General features: G+C 58.2%; 23 protein-coding genes. 9 read left to right on the forward strand and 14 right to left on the reverse strand.

The features are described from left to right. Positions 1 to 10: 10 nt before the first annotated feature. From metW to FJD38_RS14175, 6 genes are all read right to left on the reverse strand, one after another. Positions 11 to 631, reverse strand: coding sequence for a methionine biosynthesis protein MetW (gene metW / locus FJD38_RS14150; protein WP_122785497.1), 621 nt, complete (start codon positions 629 to 631; stop codon positions 11 to 13). Between the two features lie 7 nt (positions 632 to 638). After that, positions 639 to 1778, reverse strand: coding sequence for a homoserine O-succinyltransferase MetX (gene metX, locus FJD38_RS14155; protein WP_122785496.1), 1140 nt, complete (start codon positions 1776 to 1778; stop codon positions 639 to 641). Between the two features lie 121 nt (positions 1779 to 1899). Then, positions 1900 to 2199 (reverse strand): DUF167 domain-containing protein, encoded by a 300-nt coding sequence (locus FJD38_RS14160; RefSeq protein ID WP_122785495.1) that lies wholly within the window; start codon positions 2197 to 2199, stop codon positions 1900 to 1902. Beyond that, positions 2199 to 2786 (reverse strand): YggT family protein, encoded by a 588-nt coding sequence (locus FJD38_RS14165; RefSeq protein ID WP_122785494.1) that lies wholly within the window; start codon positions 2784 to 2786, stop codon positions 2199 to 2201. Before FJD38_RS14165 ends, FJD38_RS14160 begins: the two co-directional genes overlap by 1 nt. Before the next feature lie 10 nt (positions 2787 to 2796). Continuing rightward, positions 2797 to 3615 carry a pyrroline-5-carboxylate reductase gene (gene proC / locus FJD38_RS14170; protein WP_122785493.1) on the reverse strand — a complete coding sequence of 273 codons (819 nt, stop codon included), beginning with the start codon at positions 3613 to 3615 and terminating at the stop codon, positions 2797 to 2799. A gap of 33 nt (positions 3616 to 3648) precedes the next feature. After that, entirely contained in the window at positions 3649 to 4335 is a 687-nt protein-coding gene (locus FJD38_RS14175; protein ID WP_146385854.1) for a YggS family pyridoxal phosphate-dependent enzyme, read from the reverse strand. A 57-nt stretch (positions 4336 to 4392) separates the two neighbouring features. On the opposite strand from FJD38_RS14175, the gene FJD38_RS14180 reads away from it, so the two are divergent. Beyond that, positions 4393 to 5391 carry a type IV pilus twitching motility protein PilT gene (locus FJD38_RS14180; protein ID WP_146385856.1) on the forward strand — a complete coding sequence of 333 codons (999 nt, stop codon included), beginning with the start codon at positions 4393 to 4395 and terminating at the stop codon, positions 5389 to 5391. A 93-nt stretch (positions 5392 to 5484) separates the two neighbouring features. On the opposite strand, the gene FJD38_RS14185 is transcribed toward FJD38_RS14180, so the two are convergent. After that, positions 5485 to 6144: a C40 family peptidase gene (locus FJD38_RS14185; RefSeq protein WP_122785490.1), complete on the reverse strand. Its 660-nt coding sequence runs from the start codon at positions 6142 to 6144 to the stop codon at positions 5485 to 5487. 252 nt (positions 6145 to 6396) lie between these two features. On the opposite strand from FJD38_RS14185, the gene FJD38_RS14195 reads away from it, so the two are divergent. Then, positions 6397 to 6801 (forward strand): NINE protein, encoded by a 405-nt coding sequence (locus tag FJD38_RS14195; protein WP_122785489.1) that lies wholly within the window; start codon positions 6397 to 6399, stop codon positions 6799 to 6801. A gap of 388 nt (positions 6802 to 7189) precedes the next feature. On the opposite strand, the gene FJD38_RS14200 is transcribed toward FJD38_RS14195, so the two are convergent. From FJD38_RS14200 to gshB, 7 genes are all read right to left on the reverse strand, one after another. Beyond that, positions 7190 to 8461: a dihydroorotase gene (locus FJD38_RS14200; RefSeq protein ID WP_146385858.1), complete on the reverse strand. Its 1272-nt coding sequence runs from the start codon at positions 8459 to 8461 to the stop codon at positions 7190 to 7192. Beyond that, on the reverse strand, positions 8458 to 9462 hold the full coding sequence (locus FJD38_RS14205; protein ID WP_122785487.1) for an aspartate carbamoyltransferase catalytic subunit: 1005 nt from the start codon (positions 9460 to 9462) through the stop codon (positions 8458 to 8460). Before FJD38_RS14205 ends, FJD38_RS14200 begins: the two co-directional genes overlap by 4 nt. 12 nt (positions 9463 to 9474) lie before the next feature. Next, on the reverse strand, positions 9475 to 9993 hold the full coding sequence (gene pyrR / locus FJD38_RS14210) for a bifunctional pyr operon transcriptional regulator/uracil phosphoribosyltransferase PyrR (RefSeq protein WP_122785486.1): 519 nt from the start codon (positions 9991 to 9993) through the stop codon (positions 9475 to 9477). Between the two features lie 89 nt (positions 9994 to 10082). Further along, entirely contained in the window at positions 10083 to 10517 is a 435-nt protein-coding gene (gene ruvX, locus FJD38_RS14215; protein WP_122785485.1) for a Holliday junction resolvase RuvX, read from the reverse strand. Further along, positions 10517 to 11089 carry a YqgE/AlgH family protein gene (locus FJD38_RS14220; RefSeq protein ID WP_122785484.1) on the reverse strand — a complete coding sequence of 191 codons (573 nt, stop codon included), beginning with the start codon at positions 11087 to 11089 and terminating at the stop codon, positions 10517 to 10519. The genes ruvX and FJD38_RS14220 overlap by 1 nt, the downstream gene beginning before the upstream one ends. 63 nt (positions 11090 to 11152) lie before the next feature. Next, complete coding sequence (locus FJD38_RS14225) at positions 11153 to 12052, reverse strand: energy transducer TonB (protein ID WP_122785483.1); 900 nt, start codon at positions 12050 to 12052, stop codon at positions 11153 to 11155. A gap of 77 nt (positions 12053 to 12129) precedes the next feature. Beyond that, positions 12130 to 13083, reverse strand: a complete 954-nt coding sequence (gshB, locus tag FJD38_RS14230) for a glutathione synthase (RefSeq protein ID WP_122785482.1) — start codon at positions 13081 to 13083, stop codon at positions 12130 to 12132. Positions 13084 to 13330: 247 nt separating this feature from the next. Between gshB and pilG the strand changes: the two genes are divergently transcribed. The 7 genes from pilG to trhA all read left to right on the forward strand — a co-directional run bounded on the left by pilG (position 13331) and on the right by trhA (position 23566). After that, positions 13331 to 13738, forward strand: coding sequence for a twitching motility response regulator PilG (gene pilG, locus FJD38_RS14235; protein ID WP_122785481.1), 408 nt, complete (start codon positions 13331 to 13333; stop codon positions 13736 to 13738). Between the two features lie 41 nt (positions 13739 to 13779). After that, positions 13780 to 14151, forward strand: a complete 372-nt coding sequence (pilH, locus tag FJD38_RS14240; protein WP_122785480.1) for a twitching motility response regulator PilH — start codon at positions 13780 to 13782, stop codon at positions 14149 to 14151. A gap of 10 nt (positions 14152 to 14161) precedes the next feature. Further along, positions 14162 to 14701, forward strand: coding sequence for a chemotaxis protein CheW (locus tag FJD38_RS14245; protein WP_122785479.1), 540 nt, complete (start codon positions 14162 to 14164; stop codon positions 14699 to 14701). 47 nt (positions 14702 to 14748) lie between these two features. Beyond that, positions 14749 to 16803: a methyl-accepting chemotaxis protein gene (locus FJD38_RS14250; RefSeq protein WP_146385860.1), complete on the forward strand. Its 2055-nt coding sequence runs from the start codon at positions 14749 to 14751 to the stop codon at positions 16801 to 16803. 17 nt (positions 16804 to 16820) lie between these two features. Beyond that, positions 16821 to 22304, forward strand: coding sequence for an Hpt domain-containing protein (locus tag FJD38_RS14255; RefSeq protein ID WP_146385862.1), 5484 nt, complete (start codon positions 16821 to 16823; stop codon positions 22302 to 22304). Next, positions 22297 to 22764: a chemotaxis protein CheW gene (locus tag FJD38_RS14260; RefSeq protein WP_122785476.1), complete on the forward strand. Its 468-nt coding sequence runs from the start codon at positions 22297 to 22299 to the stop codon at positions 22762 to 22764. Before FJD38_RS14255 ends, FJD38_RS14260 begins: the two co-directional genes overlap by 8 nt. A gap of 184 nt (positions 22765 to 22948) precedes the next feature. Further along, a complete protein-coding gene (trhA, locus tag FJD38_RS14265) occupies positions 22949 to 23566 on the forward strand; it encodes a PAQR family membrane homeostasis protein TrhA (protein WP_122785475.1) in 618 nt (205 codons plus the stop codon). The last annotated feature ends 1 nt before the right edge of the window (position 23567 follow it).

Below are 23567 nucleotides of genomic sequence, written 5' to 3' on the forward strand. Positions count from 1 at the left end.
AACCAAACGTTTAAACCGCGATGTTGTGATCCTGAAGGCCCGGACTGCTGACTCGGTAAATGCCAATCTCGCCCAACAGGTTAGGCCATAACTTACTCGCCCACCCGTGTCGGTGTTGTTGATCTACGGCAAGGCGGTTGATGACTTGGGCATCACGCTCGCGACACAGCTCTTCGAAGTCTTCGAACGTACAGAAGTGGATGTTCGGCGTGTTGTACCAGGTGTACGGCAGAAACTCGGACACCGGCATGCGGCCCTTGCTCGCCAGATACCAGCGGCAACGCCAGTGGCCGAAGTTCGGAAAGGTGATGATGCACTGGCGGCCCACGCGCAGCATTTCGTCGAGAATCCGGTCGGGGTAGTGCACGGCTTGCAGCGCCTGGGTCATGACCACGATGTCGAAACTGTTGCTGGCGAAGTTGCCCAGCCCTTTGTCGAGATCTTGCTCGATGACGTTGATGCCTTTGGCGACGCACTCGGCGATGTTGTCCGGGTCGTTTTCCAGGCCATAGCCGGTGACTTGCTTGTTATCGCGCAGCCAGCTCAGCAGTTCGCCATCACCACAACCGAGGTCGAGCACGCGGCTGCCGGCGGGGATCCAGTCTTGGATGATTTCCAGGTCGGCTCTCATGGCGTTCTCACAGTTCTATGCGGTTCATGTAGTTGCTGAAGGCTTGCAGGTAACGCGGGATTGGAATCAGGAAGGCGTCATGGCCTTGCGGAGCATCGATCTCCAGGTAGCAGACGTCTTTCTTGGCGGCCATCAAGGCATCCACGAGCTCCCGCGAGCGAGCGGGCGAGAAACGCCAGTCGGTGGTGAACGACATCACGCAAAAGCGTGCCTTGGCATTGGCGAAGGTTTTGGCCAGGTCGTCGTCAAAGTTTGCTGCCGGGTCGAAGTAGTCCAGTGCTTTGGTCATCAGCAAGTAGGTATTGGCATCGAAACGCCCGGAGAACTCTTCACCCTGATAACGCAGGTAGCTTTCGACCTGAAACTCGACGCTGTGGAAGTCGTAGTTGAGGTTTTCGTTTTTCAGACCACGGCCGAATTTCTCACCCATCGAGTCATCGGACAGGTAAGTGATGTGGCCGACCATGCGCGCGAGCATCAGACCGCGCTTGGGGATCACGCCTTTTTCCTGGAACGAACCGCCGTGGAATTCGGGGTCGGTGAGGATGGCTTGGCGAGCGACTTCGTTGAATGCGATGTTTTGCGCAGACAACTTGGGTGCTGAGGCAATGGCCAGGCAATGGCGAAGGCGCTCCGGGTAGCTGATGCTCCACTGCAAGGCCTGCATCCCGCCCAGACTGCCGCCGATGATGGCGGCCCATTGGTGGATGCCCAGACGATCGGCCAGACGGGCCTGGCTGTGCACCCAGTCTTCTACGGTCAACACTGGGAAGTCGGCGCCAAATGGGCGACCCGTTTCAGGGTTGATGCTGCTCGGGCCGGTTGAGCCATTGCAGCCGCCCAGGTTATTCAGGCTGACGACGAAGAACTTGTCGGTGTCGATAGGCTTGCCGGGGCCGATGCAGCTGTCCCACCAGCCGGGCTTGCGATCATCGACGCTGTGAAAACCAGCGGCATGATGATGGCCCGAAAGCGCGTGGCAAATCAGTACGGCATTGGTGGCGTCAGCATTGAGCTGGCCATAGGTTTCGTAAATCAGGTCATAGGCCGGCAGTGAACGACCGCAGGCTAGCGCCAGGGGTTCGCTGAAGTGCGCCATTTGCGGCACAACCAGACCAACGGAATCGGGGGGAAAGGCAGCTGGCATCGACCCTGCTCTCATTTAAATGAGGCGTAAGTCTAATGAGCGGGGGGCAGAGCAGCAAGCAATGGTCTGGGATGATTTCGCATACGACGGCTTTGCCGCCGGACGCAGCCTGCGGCAGCTCCTACGAATGCAGGGGTTTTACCAAATCCGGTAAATCAGGCAGCTTTTTCGGGGCTTGAAGGCGCACGCGCTTCTGGCGATTGAGTTCGCCGCTGATCAGGCTTACCTGACTTTTGGAGATGCCAAACGCCTTGGCCAGAAAGGCCATCAGGTGGGCGTTGGCTTTGCCTTCTACCGGCGGGGCGGTGAGGCGAATCTTCAAACGGTCACCGTGCAGGCCAGCAAACTCGTCGCTGCTGGCTTTGGGTTGCAGGTGGCAGTCGAGAATCAGGTCCTCACCGTCCCAACGGAAATAGCTCATCAGATCAGGCCGAACAGCTCAAGCGGCATGTTGACGCTCATGGCCAATGGCGGGATGACAAAGCTCTGGAACAGTTGGATCACCATGAACGCCAGGATCGGCGAGATGTCCAGGCCGCCCATGCTCGGCAGAAAACGACGAAACGGTGCCAGTGCAGGTTCGGTGATCTGGTTGACCAGTTCTGCGCCCGGGCTGGTGCTGCCGGGTGCAACCCAGGAGAGGATCACGCTGATGATCATGGCGTAGAAGAACACGTTCAAAAACAGCTTCAACACGCCAATAATGGCCCACAGAAACAGGCCCAGCACGGTGAATGGGATGTAGCTGAGCATCAGTACGACGGCGAAAATCACCATTTGTACGATGATGGCCAATACCAGCGACGACATGTCCAGACCGAACATGCTCGGGATCACGCGGCGCAGCGGCTTAAGCAGCGGCTGTGTGGCTTTGACGGTGAACTGGCAGATCGGGTTGTAAAAGTTCGCCCGCACCAGTTGCAGGATGAACCGCAGCAAAACGATCAGCAGGTAGAGACTACCCAGGGTTTGAATTACAAAAATGGCAGCGCCATTAAGTCCAGACATCATGTGCTCCTTATTGACCCAGTTGTTCGGCCATTTCGGCCGAGCGGTGCGCAGCGGCACTCAATGCTTTTTCGACCGTGGCGGCAAAGCCGTCGGCCTGGAATGATTTGATCGCCGCTTCAGTCGTGCCGCCCGGTGAGGCGACCTGGCGGCGCAATTCTGCGGCATCGACATCGCTGTCAATGGCGATCTGTGCAGCGCCCAAGGCGGTGTGTTCGGCCAGTGTCTCAGCCATTTCGCGGGTCAGGCCAAGCTTCACGCCGGCTGCGGTCATGGCTTCAATCAGCAGGAAGAAGTACGCCGGGCCACTGCCGGAGACGGCGGTTACAGCATCCAGTTGGACCTCTTCGTCGACCCAGAGCGCAATGCCGACGGCGCTCAGTAGTTGTTCAGCCTGCTGGCGTTGTTCAGCGGTGACATCGGCAGTGGCATATAGACCGCTAGCGCCTTTTCCCACTAGGGAAGGTGTGTTTGGCATGCAACGAACTACCGGTTGTTCACCGACCCAATTACGCAGGCTTGAGCACGTAATGCCTGCCGCCACGGAGATGATCAATTGGCCGGGCTTGAGGTTTGAACGCAAGGTTTGGCAAACGTCTTTCATGAGCTTGGGTTTAACCGAAAGCACAATGACGTCAGCGTCCTTGATCGCTTGCGCGTTATCGGCAAAGGCTTCAATACCGTGCTCAGCCGCTACTTTGGCGCGCGTCTCAGGGCTGGGTGCGCTGGCGCAGATCTGTGAGGTGCCAAACCCTTTGGCCAGCAGGCCGCCGATCAGGCTGGAAGCCATGTTACCGGCCCCGATAAAGGCAATACGCGTTTTGCTCATTACAGATCCTTATAAAAATTGAGGTCGGTCTGCTCAGGCCTGACCGTAATCCCGGGCACCAAATAATGCAGTACCAATGCGCACCCATGTGGCCCCTTGGGCAATGGCTGACTCCAGGTCGTGGCTCATGCCCATGGAAAGTGTATCGAGCCCCATGTTCAGGCTTTCTTGCAGTTGGCGAACGGTCGCGAAGGCAGCGTCCTGTGCCGCCCGGTCTTCGGTGGGCTCAGGAATCGCCATCAACCCGCGCAACTTCAAGCGGGGCAGTGCACTGATCGCGGCTGCCAGCGCAGGCAAGTCGTGTGGGGTGCAGCCGGATTTGCTGGCTTCACCGCTCACATTGACCTGAATGCAAATGTTCAGCGGTGGCAGTTCTGCCGGGCGCTGTTCACTCAGGCGCTGGGCAATTTTCAAGCGGTCTACGGAATGCACCCACGCAAAATGCTCGGCGATCTCACGTGTCTTGTTCGATTGAATGGGGCCGATGAAGTGCCAACACAAGTGCAGATCGGCTAATTCGACCTGTTTGGCCCGGGCTTCTTGCAGGTAGTTCTCGCCAAAGTCGCGAAGACCGGCGGCATAGGCTTCACGTAGCGCAGCCGCGGGTTTGGTCTTGCTGACTGCGAGCAAGTGAATGCTGGTTACATCACGTTGCACAGCCAGTGCCGCGGCACGGATGCGAGCCTCAACTTCGGCAATGTTGTCAGCTATCGTGGACATTCGTTTGAGCCCGCCGTTGTGAAAGTCTGCGGCATTCTACTGGAATTGGGAGGGCGGATGGATATCGCCGAGTTGTTGCTGTCAGGTATCAAACTGGGGGCTTCGGATATACACCTGTCGGCGGGTGTGGTGCCGATGTTTCGGATTGATGGCGATATGCATCGCAGTGAATGGCCGGTGTTGCAGCCGGATCAGGTGCGTGCATTGATTCACAGCGTTATGAGTCAGGCTCAACGCACAGCCTTTGACTCCACGAATGAGGCAGATTTTGCCTACGAGCTAGTCGGGTTGGGGCGGTTTCGAGTCAATGCATTTGAACAGTTGCGAGGTGCGGCGGCCGTATTTCGCGCTATCGCTGCTGCGGTACCAAGCCTTGAATCGTTGGGCCTGAACGCATTTTTCGAGCGGTTGTGTCAGCAGCCGTCCGGCCTGGTACTGGTCACGGGCGCGACGGGGTCGGGCAAATCCACCACTTTGGCGGCGATGGTCGATTGCCTTAACCGAACGCGTCAGCAGCACATCCTGACCATTGAAGACCCGATCGAGTTTATTCACGAGTCGTGTCAGTCCCTGATTAACCAGCGCGAGGTGTATCGCGATACCCACAGTTTTAGCGCCGCCCTGCGTTCGGCGTTGCGCGAAGACTCCGATGTGATTGTGCTGGGTGAAATGCGTGATCTGGAGACCGTCCGGCTGGCCTTGAGCGCCGCAGAAACCGGGCATTGGGTGTTCGCCACCTTGCACACGACGTCAGCGGCGAAGACCGTTGATCGAGTGGTCGAGGTGTTTCCAGCTGGCGAAAAGGCGCTGATTCGCACGATGTTGTCCGAGTCCTTGCAGGCCGTGATTTCACAGGCGCTGATCAAGAAAGTCGGCGGTGGACGGGTGGCGGTTCACGAAACCATGCTGGCGACGCCGGCGATTCGGAATCTGATTCGGGAAAACAAGACAGGGCAGATGGTGTCAGCCATCCAGACCGGTGCAGCGTTTGGCATGCAGACGCTGGAGATGAGCCTGAACAGGCTGGTAGAGAAGGGGTGGGTAGAACGTATGTAGTCGCTGCTGCAGGCTGCGATGGGCCGCGTAGCGGCCCTCTACAGGCTGAAGGGCTTCAGGCCCTTGTCGCAGCGTTCAGCAGCGACTGCAGGTTTAGCGTTGAACGACCTGCAAGTTGGCTTTTTCTTTCGGCAGGACGCGCTTTGCAACTACGTAGTGGCTCTGCCAATACGGTTTTTTGAGGGTGTCGATGGTCACCGATTTGCCACGGCGGGGTGCGTGAATAAAGCGGTCGTTGCCCAGGTAGATGGCGACGTGGTTGACCCTGCGGCTTTTGATGTTGAAGAACAGCAAGTCACCAGGTTTCAGATCCTTGCGCTCGACCTTTTGCCCGTGGCCGCTGGCCATTTCGCTGGAGGTGCGAGGCAGATCAACCGCAGCTACATCATTAAAGGCGTATTTGACCAGCCCGCTGCAGTCGAACCCTTTACTTGGGCTGCTGCCGCCCCAACGATACGGGGTGCCCAACACATTTACAGCGCGGCTCAGGACCGTGCTGCTTTGCTTGTTGGCAGCCGCCAGTGAAGCCGTCGCTATTTTGCCGGGGGCTTTGCGATGGGCTTTACTGGACGCAGGACGTGCTACGGTTTTAACCGTTGTCTTGCTGTTGGTGGCAACAAAAGCAGCACTCGCAGATGATTTTGCGGTGTAGCCAGTGAAGCCAGAAGGAAGATGTTGCTCACGATTGGTGGCGTGGGCGGCCAGTGGCATTAATAGGCAAATAGTTAGCCATGTCTTGAATATAGGACGCATTCGGCAGGGCTCGATGGTGGTTAGCGCGAAACTTTATAACAGCTTTTTTGTCCTTTCTCAGTCCGTTTGTCGATTGGACTTGGGGGTCAAAAAACGCGACAGAGGTGACAAACTGTCACCCAACTGCTGTGCAGGTCAGGTGTGACAAGGCTTTGCGCCAAATCTTGTAAGACACTTTTACCTGTTGCGCGACAGTAAAAAAGTCACAAAAAACTTCAGTATTTTTTTCTATCGACGGCAAAGAGGGTATTTATGAGCGGCTATCGAGAAGATACGCACAGCAAAGTAATGGGTTATTTGCTGTGGATATTTGGTTTTCTGGGGGCACATCGTTTCTATTACGGCAAGCCGGTGACCGGGACGATCTGGTTTTTTACATTGGGCTTGCTGGGAATCGGCTGGGTGATCGACTTTTTCTTGATCCCGAGCATGGACCGTGAAGCTGACTTGCGGTTTACCTCTGGTGATACGGACTACAGCGTTGCCTGGATTCTGTTGACGTTTCTCGGGGTATTTGGCGTGCACCGCATGTACATGGGCAAGTGGATCACGGGGCTGATCTACCTGTTCACTGGCGGTTTGTTCTTGATTGGTATTCTTTATGACTTCTGGACGTTGAACGAACAGATTTCGATCAAGAATGCAGAGCGGCGGTAGATCAAAGTCAAAAGCCCCTCACCCTAGCCCTCTCCCGGAGGGAGAGGGGACTAAAAGCTACAGCAGGTCTTCGCAACGCCATAGATCAAGCCCCTCTCCCGGAGGGAGGCGGGACTAAAAGCAACAGCAGATCTTCGCCACGCCATGGATCAAGCCCCCTTTTCCAGAGGGAGAGGGGACTAAAAGCAACAGCAGGTCTTCGCAACGTCATAGATCAAGCCTCCTTTCCCGGGGGAGAGGGGACTAAAAGCAACAGCAGATCTTCGCCACGCCATGGATCAAGCCCCCTTTCCCGGAGGGAGAGGGGACTAAAAGCTACAGCAGGTCTTCGCAACGCCACAAATCAAGCTCCCTCTCCCCCTGGGAGAGGGTTGGGGTGAGGGTGCTCTTAGCCTTCGTAGCTGATCCGGCCGTCGACCAACGTGTAACGCACTGCACTCGGCAGGCAATGGCCCAGGAACGGGCAATTCTCGCCTTTGGACAGCCATTTCTCGCCCGCCACGGTCGACGACGCCGGGTCAAACAACACCAGGTCCGCGGGTGAACCTACGCCCAACCGACCCGCAGGCAAACGCAACGCATCAGCCGGGCCCGCACTCAGTCGTGCCAGCAAGGTGGGCAAATCGAGCAAGCCGTCTTCCACCAGGGTCATTGCCAGTGGCAGCAGTAACTCAACGCCACTCATGCCTGGCTCGGTTGCACCGAATGGCGCCAGCTTGGCATCACGCTCGTGCGGCTGATGATGGCTGGAGATGGCTTGCACCACTCCCGATTTCACCGCCTCACGCAAACCGTCGCGGTCTGCACGAGTGCGCAGCGGCGGTTGCACGTGGTACACGCTGGAAAAATCCACCAGCGCTTCATCCGTCAGAATTAATTGATACAGCGCCACGTCAGCCGTGACTTTCAGCCCACGCGCCTGAGCCTGAGCAATCAGTTCTACACCGCGCGCACTGGTCAGTTGGCTGAAATGCGCACGCACGCCGCTTTGCTCTACCAGCAACAAATCACGCGCCAACGCCACGGTTTCAGCCGTTTCCGGAATGCCCGGCAAACCACGGAAAGCCGCCATCGGGCCGTCATGTGCCAAACCACCTTCAGCCAGGTCGCGATCCTGTGAGTGAAAAATCACCGTCAGATCAAAGGTGGCCGCGTATTCCAATGCCCGGCACAGGGTGCGTGCATTGGTGAAGCTGTTTAGGCCGTTGCCAAACGCTACGCAACCCGCATCGCGCAGGGCAATCAACTCGGCCAGTTGCTCACCTTCCAGGCCTTTGCTCAGTGCGCCAATGGGGAACACTTTGCAGTTACCGGCCTCACGGGCGCGGTCAAGGATCAGCTCGGCCACGGCGGAGGTGTCCAGCACCGGCTTGGTGTGAGGGGGGCAGCACAGGCTGGTCACGCCGCCGGCGGCAGCGGCACGGGTTTCGCTGGCGATGGTGCCTTTGCGGCTGTAACCCGGCTCGCGCAAAGCGACATTCAGGTCGACCAGCCCCGGTGCAGCCACAAGGCCTTTGGCGTCGATGGTTTGGGTTGGGCTGAAACCGGCTGGTGCAGCGCCAACAGCAACAATTTTGCCCGCTTCCAGATGCAGGTCAGTCACTTGATCCAGTTGACTGCTGGGGTCAATGACGCGGGCGCCGAGAATGCTGAGCTTCACTGTGCTTTCTCCTGTTCGAATTGACGCTGGGCCGTTTGCCCGCTCATGGTCATGGACAAGACCGCCATGCGCACGGCGATACCGTAGGTCACTTGGTTGAGGATGACCGAGTGCGGGCCGTCGGCCACCGCCGATTCAATTTCCACGCCCCGGTTGATCGGGCCGGGGTGCATCACGATGCAGTCCGGCTTGGCGCCGGCCAGCCGTGCGGTGGTCAGGCCGAACAGGCGATAGAACTCACCTTCGCTCGGCAGCAGGCCACCGGACATGCGCTCGCGTTGCAGGCGCAGCATGATCACCACGTCGACGTCTTTCAGGCCTTCGGTCATGTCGGTGTAGACCTTCACGCCGTATTGCTCGATGCCGATGGGCAGCAAGGTTTTCGGTGCGATGACGCGAATGTCCTTACAGCCCAGGGTCTTGAGCGCAATCATGTTCGAGCGCGCCACACGCGAGTGCAGAATATCCCCGACGATGGCGACTGACAGGTTTTCAAAGCCGCCCTTGTGACGACGAATGGTCAGCATGTCGAGCATGCCCTGGGTCGGATGCGCGTGACGTCCGTCGCCGCCGTTGATGATCGCCACCTGCGGGCACACGTGTTCGGCAATGAAGTGCGCGGCGCCGGAGTCGCCGTGGCGCACCACGAACATGTCGGCAGCCATCGCTTCAAGGTTGCGCAGGGTGTCGAGCAGGGTTTCACCCTTGCTCGCCGACGACGTGGACACATTGAGTGTGATTACGTCAGCGGACAGCCGCTGGGCCGCCATCTCAAAGGTCGTGCGGGTGCGCGTGGAGTTTTCGAAGAACACATTGCACACGGTCTTGCCGCGCAACAACGGTACTTTTTTCACCGCTCTTGCGCCGACTTCAAGAAACGAGTCGGCAGTGTCGAGGATTTCTGTCAGCAGTTCGCGGGACAGGCCGTCGAGCGACAGAAAGTGGCGCAACTGGCCCTGATCATTGAGCTGCAGCGGGCGCTTGGCGTCTGTAGGCGTCATCGCAATGGTCTCTTATTGGGCAGGGTTTACGGATGAATCTTGCAGTTCCAGAGTCAGCGGCGCGGGGCCGGACAATTTGATCCGCTCGTTCGGTTTGAGTGGCAATGTCGCGCCCACGACGTCCGGGCGAATCGGCAATTCAGCAGCGTCCAGGTCCAGCAGGCTGACAAGCGTTACGCTGGCCGGACGACCATAGTCGAATAATTCGTTGAGTGCGGCGCGAATGGTACGGCCGCTCATCAGCACGTCGTCGATCAGCACCAGGTGCTGGCCGTCAATTTCGAAAGGCAGATCGGAGGGACGTACTTGCGGGTGCAGGCCGTTCTGGCTGAAGTCGTCGCGGTAAAACGACACGTCCAACGTGCCCAGTGGTGCATCGCTGTTCAGGGCGCGCAGCAGCGCTTGAGCCACCCAGATGCCGCCGGTGCGAATGCCGATAAAGCGCGGTTCGGTGATGTTGCGACGGGCCAGATGGGCTTTGAGATCAAGCGCCATCTGAGCGATCAGTTCAGTCGGGACAGGCAGGATCATAGTGGCTCCTTAAACGCTGCGCGCGGCAAAACCGGCCGCGGCGGGCGCAAACAATGGATCGCGTCATAATTACAAACGCAGTATCAGGCTCAAGATTCAGCCGGGTGCTCGTCGAGCCAGCCTTGCAACACCAACTTGGCGGCAATGGCATCGACGGGGTTATCGCGGTAACTGCCTCGCTGGCCGCCCTGTGCCCGGCGTTCGCCTTTGGCCTCGAAGGTGGTCAAGCGTTCGTCATGGGTAAACACGGGCAGATTGAAACGGCCATTGAGGCGGTTGGCAAACTTTTGCGCACGGGCGCAGAACTCGCTCGGTGTGCCGTCCATGTTCAAGGGCATACCCACGACCAACGCGTCGGGCTGCCACTCTTTGATCAGCTTTTCGATCTCTTCCCATTTGGGAATGCCGTTTTCGGCTTTCAGGTTGCACAACTCGCGTGCCTGGCCGGTGATCATCTGGCCGACAGCAACACCAATGGAGCGTGTGCCGTAGTCAAAACCCAGCAGTAAACGAAGGCTGGCCATCAGGAGTGGCCTGCTTGACGGGTTAACAAATTGAGATCGACTCCGAGATGTTTGGCGGCAGCGTCAAGGCGCAGTTCGCAGGGTGTTTCAAAGAGGATATGCGCTGCGTACGGGCAGGTTAGCCACGCGTTGTCGGCGAGTTCGGCTTCTAGCTGGCCGGCGTCCCACCCGGCATAGCCCAGGCAAATAAGGCTGCGTTGCGGGCCGTGGCCGTCAGCAATGCTGGACAGCACATCGGCCGAGGTGCTGAGGGCCAGTCCGTCTTCAAGCTCGACGGTTGCATCAAATGCTTGGCCGGCAGGATGCAGCACAAAGCCCCGATCAACCATCACCGGCCCGCCGACGTAGATCGGTACATGCTGGCATAAAGGCGAAGGTGTTTTGTCCGGGCGCAGTTGCTCCAGAATATCGGCCAGCGTGAGGTCTGAAGGCCGGTTGATCACCAGCCCCATCGCCCCATTGGCAGTGTGCTCGACGATGTAGGTCAAGGTCTGGGCAAAGTCCGGATCGTCCAAGTGCGGCATGGCGATCAGAAATTGGTGCTTGAGGTAAGTCGGGGCGTGGTTTTTCATGAGCCTTAGTGTGGCGCTGGCAGCGTGAACTGACAAGTTGGCGGATGATAAAAGCCTTGTCTGCTAATTACTCGATAACCGGTCGCCCTGGGTAAACTTCCAGGTGCGGATAATCTCCAGCCGGTCTATGTCTGCCAGGTCGCCGGTGAACGGCGCAAATGGTGCTGCCAGCCTGACGATGCGTTGTGCGGCTTGATCCAGTAGCGGTTGCCCGGAGGACTCAAGCACCAGCACTTCGTGCAGCGAGCCGTCGCGATTGATCGACACCAGCAACCGCAGGGTGCCGTAGATTTTCTCGCGACGTGCCTGTTCCGGGTAGTTCAGGTTGCCGATACGTTCGATTTTCTTGCGCCAGTCCTCTTTGTACCAGGCACCTTTGTCGCGCATGGTTGAGGCTGCACTCATGCGGTAAATCTTGGGGCGCTTGGCATAGAGCTGCTGGTCATTGGCCAGTTCGGCTTCGAGGCTGGAAATCTCGCTGGACAGTTGAGAACTGTCAAACGTGGGAATGTTGGCTTTGGGCGCCGCTTCGGTTTTGACCTTGTGCGGTTCGCTGGCGGCTTTTTTCGGCTTGGGGGCCACGGTGGTCACTGACGGCTTGGGCGCGGCCTGGGGTTGCTCAGGCTTGGCTGCCGGGGGCGGCGTGACCTTTTTCACGGTGTTGTCCTGGAACGGCGCAACTTCGGTGGTTTTAGGCACCGCTTTCTTGTCCAGAGTGCCGCTGCCTTGCTGATTGTCCTGGGCCAGAAAGTCAGCTTTTTCCGGGGCTTTGTCGCTTTTAAAGGTCGAGAGGGTGATTTCCAGGGTTTTGCTGATCTGTTTAGGCTCGCTCATGCTGAAGCCCACTCCCAGAAGCACGGCGATGTGAATCAGCGCCGCGACAAACAGGGTAAAACCCAGTCGGTCAGCTGCGCGCACGCCGCTTTGGCTCAGTTCAGGGGGCAGGTCGCTGGGGAGTGTCATAACAGAAAGACCAACATCGCGTTGTTCACGGGTTGCGCATGATAGCGCAATGTTGGTCCTGTTCTTACGTGTGCAGATCAGCGTGCGGCGAGTTTGCGCTCGATCGCATCCATCAGCAGGGCGCCGATGTTGGTACCGAAGGCGTTGTCGATTTCGCGGATGCAGGTCGGGCTGGTGACGTTGATTTCGGTCAGGTGCTCACCGATTACGTCCAGGCCGACGAACAAGAGGCCTTTTTCACGCAGGGTCGGGCCAACTTGTGCGGCGATCCAGCGGTCTTTTTCGCTCAATGGCCGGGCTTCTCCACGACCGCCTGCCGCCAGGTTGCCACGGGTTTCGCCCTGGGCCGGAATGCGCGCCAGGCAGTAATCCACCGGTTCGCCGTCGATCATCAGGATGCGCTTGTCGCCGTCTTTGATCGCCGGCAAGTAGCCTTGAGCCATGATTTGCTGTGTGCCGTTGGCCGTCAGGGTTTCAAGGATAACCGACAGGTTCGGGTCGCCGACCCGGTGGCGGAAAATCGAGGTGCCGCCCATGCCGTCCAGCGGCTTGAGGATCACGTCACCGTGCAAGGCGGCGAATTCACGCAAGACATCGGCGCGGCGGCTGACAACCGTGGGTGGTGTGCACTGAGTGAATTGCGTGGCGAACAGTTTTTCGTTGCAGTCGCGCAGGCTCTGCGGTTTGTTGACGATCAGCACGCCGTCGCGCTCAGCCTGTTCGAGCAGATAGGTGGAGTACACGAACTCCATGTCGAAGGGCGGGTCCTTGCGCATCAGGATGACGTCCAGATCGCTCAGGGCGGTGTCGGTCTCGTCACCCAGCTCAAACCATTTTTCAGGGTTGGCGAACACGTTAAGCGGCTTCATCCGCGCCCGGGCCTTACCTTCGTTCAGGTAGAGGTCTTGCTGCTCCATATAGAACAATGTCCAGCCGCGGTCCTGTGCGGCCAGTAGCATGGCCAGCGAGCTGTCCTTCTTATAGGAGATGCCCGCAATAGGGTCCATGACAATCCCGACTCGAACGCTCATGGCAAATTCCTCAAGTAAATAGTGGGCGCAAAGGCTTTGAAAAGTGGCGTCAGAGTGGCGCTGAGCGCGGGCTCGGTCAAGAAAAAAACGCCTGCTCCAGCCTGCTCGGGCCGCGTTCATGGATTGCCGGTAGAGACTGTGCTAAAAAGGCTCGCACAGTGCTTACAGCCCTTGTCCATCAAGGAGTTGGGGTTTTAAGCCGAACAGTTGTAACGAATTGGGTCGCTGTGGCGATGGTAGAGCACATATGGAAATACATTCCAGCATCTTGAAGGTGATGGTGATTGACGACTCGAAAACCATCCGCCGCACGGCTGAAACGCTGCTGAAGAATGTCGGTTGTGAGGTCATTACGGCCATAGACGGTTTCGATGCGCTGGCCAAAATTTTCGACCATCATCCGCATATCATTTTTGTCGACATCATGATGCCGCGTCTGGATGGCTATCAGACCTGCGCGTTGATCAAAAACAACCGGGCGTTCAAGTTGACGCCGGTCATTATGCTGTCGTCCAAAGACGGACTGTTTGATAAGGCCAAGGGACGAATAGTGGGCTCTGATCAATTTTTAACCAAGCCTTTCAGTCGGGATGAACTGCTGAGTGCCATCAAGGCCCACGTACCCGGTTTTAACATCGCTCCAGGCACGCAATGACCCTCGGCCGTTGGCCGCTCACCTGATAAATGGGGAACACCATGGCTCGCATTCTGATCGTCGATGATTCGCCGACTGAAATGTATAAATTGACCGCCATGCTGGAAAAGCACGGTCATGTCGTGCTCAAGGCAGAAAACGGTGCCGATGGCGTCGCGTTGGCGCGACAGGAAAAACCGGATGCGGTGTTGATGGATATCGTGATGCCGGGCCTTAATGGTTTTCAGGCCACTCGCCAGTTAACCAAAGACTCCACTACCCAAAACATCCCGGTCATTATGGTGACCACCAAAGATCAGGAAACGGACAAGGTGTGGGGCACCCGCCAAGGGGCGAAGGGCTATTTGACCAAGCCGGTCGAAGAAGAGGCCTTGGTCAAAGAGGTCAACCGCGTTTTATCTCTGACCGAGTGATTGCGTCTTTATGCCCGGTTCACTGACCGCTTACGAGCTGCTACTTGAGATAGACCAGCGCTGCCGCTCACTGGCCGCTGGCCTGGTGCCTGCCCAGGCACAGGATAATATCTGGAGCGGCATCGGTTTTCGCATCGGCGAGTACACGTGTGTGGCGCCGATCGCTGAAATCGCCGAAATCCTTCATGAGCCACGTTTCACCGCACTACCGGGGGTCAAGCCCTGGGTTCGGGGAGTGGCCAATCTGCGCGGGCAATTATTGCCGATCATGGACTTGTGCGGCTTTTTTGCCATTGACTCGTCACAGGTCCGTAAGCAGCGCCGCGTGCTGGTGCTGGAATACAAGGATGTGTTTGTCGGCTTGCAGGTTGATGAGGTGCTGGGCATGCAGCATTTTGCACAGGCCGATCTGGATACCACTGCGCAGGTATTACCTCCTGCACTGCTTGCTCCCTATGTAAAAGGGCATTTTGCCGGCGAGACCACGTGGTGGGTATTCAGCCCGTTTGCCTTGGCGCAGGCACCCCAATTTTGGGCGGTAGCCGTGTGAGTGGCCCACCCGCTTTACCTTTTGTTTCAACCTTCGGGGCTTGATCGATGACCACCACCCGTAGCGTCAAACCCTTGGAAGGTTCACGCAGTCGTGCGCAGATCATGGTGCTGTTTGTTGCCCTGATCGTGTTTATCATGCTGTTGTTTGCCAACTTTGCTTACCTCAATACCCAGACCAATTACGACAAGCAGTACATCAGTCACGCCGGTGAGTTGCGTGTGCTGTCGCAGCGCATTGCCAAAAACGCCACTGAAGCCGCTGCAGGCAAAGCGGCTGCCTTCAAGTTACTGAGCGATGCGCGCAACGATTTCAGCCAGCGCTGGGGGTATTTGAAGCATGGTGATCCTGCCACCGGCCTGCCCCCTGCCCCCTCTGCCGTTCACAAAGAGATGCAGGCCGTTCAGCGTGACTGGGAAAATTTACTCGACAGCACCAACGCCATTCTTGCCAGCGAACAAACCGTGTTGTCCCTGCATCAAGTGGCCGCCACATTGGCTGAGACCATCCCGCAGTTACAGGTCGAGTATGAAAAGGTCGTAGAAATTCTTTTGCAGCGGGGTGCGCCTGCCGGTCAAGTGGCGTTGGCACAGCGTCAAACCCTGTTGGCCGAGCGAATTCTGGGGGCCGTGAATACCGTGCTGGCTGGCGACGCGAATGCTGCGCAGGCCGCCGGTACCTTTGGCCGGGACGCCAATCGTTTTGGCCAGGTGTTGAACGGCATGCTGGAAGGCAATGAGGGGCTGCGGATTTCCGAAGTTGAAGAGAAGGATGCTCGCGCCCGCCTGCTGGAGATTGCCGAACTGTTCCAGTTCGTCTCAGGCTCGGTGGACGAGATTCTGGAAACGTCGCCGCAACTATCCCATGTGCGCGCCGCCGCCGACCAGATTTTCAACCTGTCGCAGACCCTGCTCGATGAGGCCTCGGTACTGGCCAATGGGTTTGAAAACCTGGCCAACAGCCGTTATCTGGACATTATTGGGGGCTACGTTCTGGGGCTGCTGGCGCTGGCGTCTATCATCCTCATCGGGCTGGTAATGGTGCGCGAGACCAATCGGCAACTGCGTGAAACCGCCGAGAAAAACGAGCGCAACCAAAACGCGATCATGCGCTTGCTGGATGAGATTGAGGACTTGGCTGACGGCGATCTGACCGTAACCGCTTCGGTCACGGAAGATTTCACCGGCGCTATTGCGGACTCGATTAACTATTCCATTGACCAACTGCGTGAGCTGGTGGCGACTATTAACCTGACCGCTGGCCAAGTGGCCGGTGCGGTGCAGGAAACCCAGGCCACCGCAATGCAACTGGCCGAAGCCTCAGAGCATCAAGCCCAGCAAATTGCCGAAGCATCCGGGGCGGTTCAACAGATGGCCCACTCCATTGATCAGGTGTCAGCCAACGCCTCCGAATCCTCTGCGGTGGCTGAGCGTTCCGTGGCCATTGCCAATAAAGGCAATGAAGTGGTGCACAACACCATTCACGGCATGGACAACATTCGTGAACAGATTCAAGACACCGCCAAACGCATCAAGCGCTTGGGTGAGTCATCTCAGGAAATCGGCGATATTGTCAGCTTGATTGACGACATTGCCGACCAGACCAATATTTTGGCGCTTAACGCGGCGATTCAGGCGTCTATGGCGGGCGACGCCGGGCGCGGATTTGCCGTTGTGGCTGACGAAGTGCAACGTTTGGCCGAGCGCTCGTCAGCAGCCACGCGACAAATTGAAACCTTGGTCAGGGCGATCCAGGCGGACACCAACGAGGCGGTTATTTCCATGGAACAAACCACCACCGAAGTGGTGCGCGGTGCCCGTCTGGCCCATGACGCGGGCGTTGCGCTGGAGGAGATTGAAGGCGTTTCGCAGAACCTCGCGGACCTGATTCAAAGGATTTCCAACGCCGCACATGAGCAAACCCGCTCGGCGGCGCAGATCTCCCTGACCATGAACGTGATTCAGCAAATCACTAACCAGACCTCGTCTGGCTCTACCGCCACCGCTGACAGCATTGGTAATTTAGCCAAAATGGCCCGCCAATTGCGGCGCTCGGTGTCGGGCTTCACCTTGCCGCCTACCCCGCCCCGTGAGCCACAGTAGTTCTGACTGGAGTCGTTATGGTTGACCGGCACGATTACGTGGCCCTCGAATGGGTTAAAGGCGAAATTTGCGACACCTTGAAGCAGGCCCGTGCATTGCTGGACCGCTATGCCCAGCAGCCCGGCGACGACCTGTTGGCGCAGTGTCTGGAGTGCATCCATCAGGTGCATGGCAGCTTGCTGATGGTCGAGTTCTACGGTGCGGCGTTGCTGGCCGAAGAGATGGAGCAGTTGGTGATCGCGATGCAAGCGGGCCGTGTCAGCCAGCTTGACCAGGCCTTGCCCCTGTTGCAGCAAGCGTTCAGTCAGTTGCCGGTTTACCTGGAGCGTGTGCACAGTGCCCGTCGCGACTGGCCGCTCGTGGTTTTGCCATTGATTAATGATTTACGCACGGCTCGCGGTGAAACCCTGCTGTCTGAGACCAATCTGTTCAGCCCGCCCTTGCATGTACTGCCTGAACTGGACCAGGCCGCACTGGCCCGTTTGCTGCCAGCGCAGTGGCCGCGTCAGTTGCGCGTATTGCGCCACACCTTGCACACCGCGCTGCAGAATGTGCAGGACGAACACGACGTGCCAGCCAACCTTGAGCTGATGGCAGGTGTTTTCGCCCAGCTTCAGCACGTCTGCCATAACGCGCCGCTTAATGCTTTGTGGCAAATAGCCTCGGCTCTGGTTGACGGCATGCTCCGTGGTCGGGTGCCCAACAGCCCGGCCTTGCGCAGCCTGTTTCAAGACGTCGACAAAGAGCTTAAGCGCTTGCTGGAGCAAGGCATTGATGGCGTGAATCAGCCCGCGCCCGAAGAGCTGCTCACCAGCTTGCTGTTTTACATCGCCAAAGCTGAAAAGCCGACGGCCAAAATGCTGGCGCTGAAGAACCGCTACGAGCTGGATGACGCCATGCCGGATGCGGCAATGGTCGATGAGGAGCGGGCGCGTCTGGCAGGCCCGGACCGTGATGCCATGCGTTCAGTGGTCGCGGCGTTGTGCGAAGAACTGGTGCGGGTCAAAGAGCGTCTCGACCTGTTCGTGCGCAGCGACCGCCAACATGTCTCAGACCTGAGCAGCCTGATGGCACCCTTGCGCCAGATTGCCGACACTTTGGCCGTGCTGGGTTTCGGGCAGCCACGTAAAGTCATCATTGACCAACTGGCGGAGTTGCAGAGTGTCGCTCAAGGCCAGCGTGACCCTACCGATGCGGTGTTGATGGATGTCGCCGCGGCGCTGCTTTATGTCGAAGCTACCCTGACCGGCATGGTTGGCAATGTGGAGCCTTCACAGCGCGAAGAAAGTCGTTTGCCTACTACCGACCTGTTGCAGATCCATCAGTTGGTGATCAAGGAAGCCCGTGTGGGCCTTGAAGAAGTTAAAGACTTGATCACCGATTACCTGGAGGCGGGCCTCGACAGCCAACTCTTGCAGCCCGTGCCGCAGTTGTTGACGCAAATTCGTGGTGCGTTGGCCATGATCCCGCTGAGTCGTGCTGCGGGGCTGCTTCAAGCCTGTGGCGATTATGTAAGCGAGCACTTGTTGCTTGGCACTGAAGCGCCTGCGACGAAGCAGTCGGATCATCTCGCCGATGTGCTGATCAGCCTTGAGTACTATCTGGAACGTATTGCCCAGGACCCTGGAGCGGCCAGCGAACAAGTGCTCGACCGTGCTGAAAACAGTCTGATCGAACTGGGTTACGCGCCTAAAGAGCGTCAGGTCCCCGTGCTCAATGATCGCCTGAGTCCCATTGAATTACTGGTCATGCAAGACCTGCAGGCGCTGGACGATCCAGACGTGGTGCACACGTTGGCCGATGTGTTGGCCCGTCCTGTGTCAACGCTCAACCCGCAGGCGCAACACGTCCCCGAGAGTCTGTTGCCACCGCCAGTGGGTGAAGAGGCCATCGAAGAAGAGTTGCTGGAGGTCTTTCTTGAAGAGGCCAATGACGTGCTGGTCACGTTACATGACTACCTGCCGCAATGGGTCGCCAACCCTGCGGACAGCGCCGCGCTGGCTGAGCTGCGGCGCGGGTTTCACACCCTCAAAGGCAGTGGGCGCATGGTGCGCGCGTTGGTGTTGGGTGAACTGGCCTGGGCGGTGGAAAACCTGCTTAACCGGGTGATTGAGCACAACGTCGCACCAGGGCCGGGGATCTACCAACTGTTGGATGACACCTTGGTGATACTGCCTGAACTCATTCAGGAGTTTGCCGAGCAACGCCAGCGGCAACGCGAAGATATTGATCAACTGGCGGCGCGAGCACACAGCCTGTCCCGGGGTGAGCCTCAGCCTCTGCTGATCGAGCAGCAAAATACCGAGATCGACCCGCAACTGCTGGATATTTTCGGTCAGGAAGCGCACACCCACCTTGCCCGCATTGAGCGTTTTCTGGATCAAGCTCTCCAACAAGTGCCAGTTTACGCAAGCGATGATTTACAACTGGCCATGCACACCCTCAAAGGTAGCGCGTCTATGGCGGGCGTGTTGCCCATCGCCCGGCTGGCGACGGCGCTGGATTATCTGGTACGTGAGCACAAGGCCCACCATCTTGCGCTGGAACGCAGTGAAATCGATTGCCTGCGCGAAGCTGCGCGCTTGCTTCATTGCGGCCTGCAGCAACTGGACACTGACCCATTGGCCGAGATTGATGGCGCGCGTGCGTTGGCCGACCGTGCCGAACACTTGATTAACGAGCGTCTGGCTACCTTGCTCGACAAGCCGGTGAGCGACGTGGTGACACGGCGAGATCCCCAGCGCATCGCCGAATTCCTGGGCGAGAGCATGGACATTCTGTTCGATGCCGAAGACTTGCTGCTGCATTGGCGTGATCATCCCCATGAGCGGCAAGGTCTGGATATGCTGCTGGACCAGCTGACCAGCTTGGCAGAGTCTGCGCACTTGCTGGACTTGCAGCCCATTGATGCGCTGTGTGAAGCCCTGCTCGACGTGTATGGCGCGGTTGAAGAGAGCAGCCTTGCGGTCAGCGAGCGTTTCTTTCATGAGGCCAATATGGCCCATGAAGCCCTGATCAACATGCTTGATCAATTGGCGGCAGGCCAGGAAATCGAGCCGCAACCGACCTTGATTCAGACCTTGCATGACCTGTTGCATGAAGGCCTGGCACCAGACGCCACTGGCCTGATTCGCCGCGATGGCGGGCTTAGCATCACTGAGTTGAGTGCGGCCACGGCGCAGTTGGGCGCTGAACAGAGCATCGATACCGATCCCGAGATGGTGGCGGTTTTCCTTGAAGAGGCGGTGGACATTCTGGAGAGCTCGGGGGCGGCGTTGTTACGCTGGCAAGCCGACCCGCAGAACCACCTTGAAGTCGAAAACTTGCTGCGCGACTTGCATACCCTCAAAGGCGGTGCTCGGATGGTTGAAGTGGGTGCCATTGGTGATTTTGCCCACGAACTGGAAACCCTCTTTGAAGAAATCTCGGCAGGCTTTCTCGTGCCCTGCACAGACCTGTTTGTGTTGTTGCAGCGTTGCCATGATCAACTGGCGCAAATGCTCGACGCCTTGCGCAGCGGCCAGCCGGTGCCTTCACCACAAGCGTTGATTGAGCGTATCCGCCAAATCGAACGCAGCAGTCATGAAGCCCAGCCGGTGGCCCCGGCAAACAAGTCGGAACCCGCACCGCCGACCCCGCAGGTTGAGGGCGAGCGTACGGGGCTGGACACCGTCAAGGTGCCGGCTGAGTTGCTGGAAGACCTGTTGAATTTGGCGGGTGAGAGTTCAACCATTCGCGGTCGCGTTGAACAGCAAGTCAACGACGGCAATGTTGCCCTCAACGAAATGCAAACCACGCTTGAGCGCATGCAAGATCAACTGCGCCGGCTCGACAGTGAGACCCAGGGCCGGCTGCATAGCCGCTTGCATACCGAAGCGGACGGCGTGGCTTACGATGAATTCGATCCGCTGGAAATGGACCGACATTCGTTGCTGCAACAGCTGTCTCGCGCTTTGTCCGAGTCGGCGTCGGACTTGCTCGACCTCAAGGCCACGCTGTCGGCCCGGATTCAGGACGCGCATGGGTTGCTGCAAAAACAGGCGCGCATGAACACCCAGCTTCAAGAAAGCTTGATGGGCACTCGCATGGTGCCGTTCGAGCGCGTACTGCCACGCCTCAAGCGTATCGTGCGGCAAGTCGCCAATGAGCTGGGCAAGCAGGTTGAGTTCAATGTCATCAATGCCGAAGCCGAAGTCGACCGCACGGTGTTGGAGCGCATGGTCGCGCCGCTCGAACACATGCTGCGCAATGCGGTTGACCACGGCCTGGAGCCTGCTCACATTCGCCATGCCAGTGGCAAACCTGAGCAGGGGCATATCACCCTGGAGCTGTCCTATGAAGGCGGCGACGTGGTGTTCGACATGCATGACGACGGTGCCGGGATACCTCTCGAATCGGTTCGGCGCAAAGCCATGCTGCGTGGCTTGCTCGACCCCGACACCCTGATGTCTGATCGCGAGGTGTTGCAGTTCATCATGCAGCCGGGGTTTTCAACGGCTGAAAAGATCACCCAGATTTCCGGCCGCGGTGTGGGCATGGACGTGGTGCACGAAGAGGTGCGTCAACTGGGTGGCAGCATGACCATCGACTCGGTGGCGGGGCAGGGTGTGCATTTTCAGATCCGCCTGCCCTTCAGTGTCTCGCTCAATCGCGCGTTGATGGTGCAGTGCGCCGATGAGCAATATGCGATCGCGCAAAACAGCGTCGAGCGCATCGTGCGGGTCATGCCCAACGAACTTGAGGGGTATTACCAGCACAACCCGCCGCTGTATCACTACGGCGGAGAGACCTATCAATTACGTTATCTGGGCGAGCTGCTGCAAACCGTCGGCAAGCCCCGGACGGGGGGCGAAAACGAAGCGCAACCGGTGCTGCTGGTGCACTCTCAGGATCAGCGTGTGGCCCTGCACGTTGATGCGCTGGCCGGTTCAAGGGAAATCGTGGTGAAAAGCCTCGGCCCGCAATTTACGGCCGTGCAAGGTGTATCGGGCGCCACCATTCTGGGCGATGGCCGCGTGGTGCTGATCCTTGACTTGCTGGCCTTCCTTCGCGCCCATCAGGTGCGGCAACCCATCGTCGGTGCGCCACCGGAGGCTACTGGAGCATTGGAGTTCATTCCCGCCGAGCGCCCGTTACTGGTGCTGGTGGTGGACGACTCCGTCACCGTACGCAAAGTGACGAGCCGGTTGCTGGAGCGCAACAGCATTAACGTCATCACCGCCAAAGACGGCGTCGATGCCATGAGCGTGCTCGAAGAACACACCCCTGACCTGATGCTGCTGGACATCGAAATGCCGCGCATGGACGGCTTTGAGGTGGCCACCCGTGTACGCAACAATCCGCGCCTTAAAGACCTGCCGATCATCATGATCACTTCGCGCACAGGGCAAAAGCACCAGAACCGGGCTATGGCCATCGGCGTCAACGACTATCTGGGCAAACCTTACCAGGAGAGCGTGTTACTGGAGCGCATCGCCTACTGGAGCACACTTCATGCTTGATCATCGCGTGGGCAGCCTGACGAGCTTATTGCTGCCGCTTTCGGACCGCTACCTGCTGCTGCCCAACGTGGCGATTGCCGAGCTGATTGACTGGCAGCACGGTGAACCCAGTCGGGATACCCCGCCCTGGCATCTGCGCACGATCAACTGGCGTGACCACACCGTGCCACTGATCAGCTTCGAAGTTGCGTGCGGTAGCTCGCTGGTGATTGGTGAGCGGGCGCGCATCGTCATCCTCAACACCTTGGGCGGCAACCCCGACTTCAAATTCATCGCCATAGTGGTGCAGGGCATTCCGCGCTCTTACAAAGTGGACAGCCAGTTGAGTTTTGTTGATGTGCACCTCAGCGCGTTGGAACTTGCCGCCGTGCAAGTCGGTGATCATGTGGCGAAGATTCCGGACCTGGAGGCGCTGGAGAGGTGGGTGATGGGTGGCGGGCTGGCTCAAGCTCGGGAATGAGCGCATAGACCTTGAGCGCTCAGCCAATTAGCCCGGTGAGGGGCATCGCTGGATTTCTATAACGGCGGAAAAGGCCGCCCGCTGCCCTCGACCATCGGCGCATTGCCCTTTGATGTCGCAACCCTGACCCTTATATAGTTACAAAGTGACACAGACGCACTATCAGTTCTTGAGGATGTTGCACATGTATCACGGCGAAAAATTGAACGCCTGGACGCATTTGGTCGGGGCAGTGCTGGCAGCAGCGGGCAGTATCTGGTTGTTGGTTATGGCGGCGTTGGATGGCAGCCCGCAAAAGATCATCAGTGTTGCGATCTATGGGGTCACGCTGGTGTTGCTGTACACCGTGTCGACTGTGTATCACAGCGTGCGCGGGCGATCGAAGGTGATCATGCAAAAGTGCGATCACCTGTCTATTTACTTGTTGATTGCCGGTAGTTACACGCCATTCTGTCTGGTCACTCTCCACGGGCCGTGGGGTTGGACGCTGTTCGGGATCGTCTGGGGCATGGCAGTGATTGGCATGTTGCAAGAGATCAAGCCGCGCTCCGAAGCGCGTATCTTGTCCATTGTCATCTACGCACTGATGGGCTGGATTGTGCTGGTGGCCGTCAAACCGTTACTCGCAGCGCTAGGCACCGCCGGCTTTGTCTGGCTGGCGGCGGGCGGGGTGATGTACACCGTGGGGATTATCTTTTTTGCCCTTGATCATCGTCTGCGCCATGCCCACGGCATTTGGCATCTGTTCGTGATTGCCGGCAGCCTGCTGCATTTTGTGGCCATCGCGCATTACGTGATCTGAT

Origin of the sequence: Pseudomonas saxonica, from assembly GCF_007858365.1 — a bacterium.
Classification (GTDB): Bacteria; Pseudomonadota; Gammaproteobacteria; order Pseudomonadales; family Pseudomonadaceae; genus Aquipseudomonas; species Aquipseudomonas saxonica.

Bases quoted from the DNA above. Each gene is read 5' to 3' on its own strand.
- FJD38_RS14185 (WP_122785490.1), bottom strand. From the start codon at position 6,144: ATGCGTCCTATATTCAAGACATGGCTAACTATTTGCCTATTAATGCCA.
- gshB (WP_122785482.1), bottom strand. From the start codon at position 13,083: ATGAGCGTTCGAGTCGGGATTGTCATGGACCCTATTGCGGGCATCTCC.
- FJD38_RS14245 (WP_122785479.1), top strand. From the start codon at position 14,162: ATGCCCGGTTCACTGACCGCTTACGAGCTGCTACTTGAGATAGACCAG.
- metX (WP_122785496.1), bottom strand. From the start codon at position 1,778: ATGCCAGCTGCCTTTCCCCCCGATTCCGTTGGTCTGGTTGTGCCGCAA.
- FJD38_RS14160 (WP_122785495.1), bottom strand. From the start codon at position 2,199: ATGAGCTATTTCCGTTGGGACGGTGAGGACCTGATTCTCGACTGCCAC.
- pilH (WP_122785480.1), top strand. From the start codon at position 13,780: ATGGCTCGCATTCTGATCGTCGATGATTCGCCGACTGAAATGTATAAA.
- FJD38_RS14260 (WP_122785476.1), top strand. From the start codon at position 22,297: ATGCTTGATCATCGCGTGGGCAGCCTGACGAGCTTATTGCTGCCGCTT.
- FJD38_RS14180 (WP_146385856.1), top strand. From the start codon at position 4,393: ATGGATATCGCCGAGTTGTTGCTGTCAGGTATCAAACTGGGGGCTTCG.
- FJD38_RS14205 (WP_122785487.1), bottom strand. From the start codon at position 9,462: ATGACGCCTACAGACGCCAAGCGCCCGCTGCAGCTCAATGATCAGGGC.
- proC (WP_122785493.1), bottom strand. From the start codon at position 3,615: ATGAGCAAAACGCGTATTGCCTTTATCGGGGCCGGTAACATGGCTTCC.
- FJD38_RS14165 (WP_122785494.1), bottom strand. From the start codon at position 2,786: ATGTCTGGACTTAATGGCGCTGCCATTTTTGTAATTCAAACCCTGGGT.
- FJD38_RS14195 (WP_122785489.1), top strand. From the start codon at position 6,397: ATGAGCGGCTATCGAGAAGATACGCACAGCAAAGTAATGGGTTATTTG.
- FJD38_RS14255 (WP_146385862.1), top strand. From the start codon at position 16,821: ATGGTTGACCGGCACGATTACGTGGCCCTCGAATGGGTTAAAGGCGAA.
- ruvX (WP_122785485.1), bottom strand. From the start codon at position 10,517: ATGGCCAGCCTTCGTTTACTGCTGGGTTTTGACTACGGCACACGCTCC.
- trhA (WP_122785475.1), top strand. From the start codon at position 22,949: ATGTATCACGGCGAAAAATTGAACGCCTGGACGCATTTGGTCGGGGCA.
- FJD38_RS14175 (WP_146385854.1), bottom strand. From the start codon at position 4,335: ATGTCCACGATAGCTGACAACATTGCCGAAGTTGAGGCTCGCATCCGT.
- FJD38_RS14220 (WP_122785484.1), bottom strand. From the start codon at position 11,089: ATGAAAAACCACGCCCCGACTTACCTCAAGCACCAATTTCTGATCGCC.
- pilG (WP_122785481.1), top strand. From the start codon at position 13,331: ATGGAAATACATTCCAGCATCTTGAAGGTGATGGTGATTGACGACTCG.
- FJD38_RS14250 (WP_146385860.1), top strand. From the start codon at position 14,749: ATGACCACCACCCGTAGCGTCAAACCCTTGGAAGGTTCACGCAGTCGT.
- FJD38_RS14225 (WP_122785483.1), bottom strand. From the start codon at position 12,052: ATGACACTCCCCAGCGACCTGCCCCCTGAACTGAGCCAAAGCGGCGTG.
- metW (WP_122785497.1), bottom strand. From the start codon at position 631: ATGAGAGCCGACCTGGAAATCATCCAAGACTGGATCCCCGCCGGCAGC.
- pyrR (WP_122785486.1), bottom strand. From the start codon at position 9,993: ATGATCCTGCCTGTCCCGACTGAACTGATCGCTCAGATGGCGCTTGAT.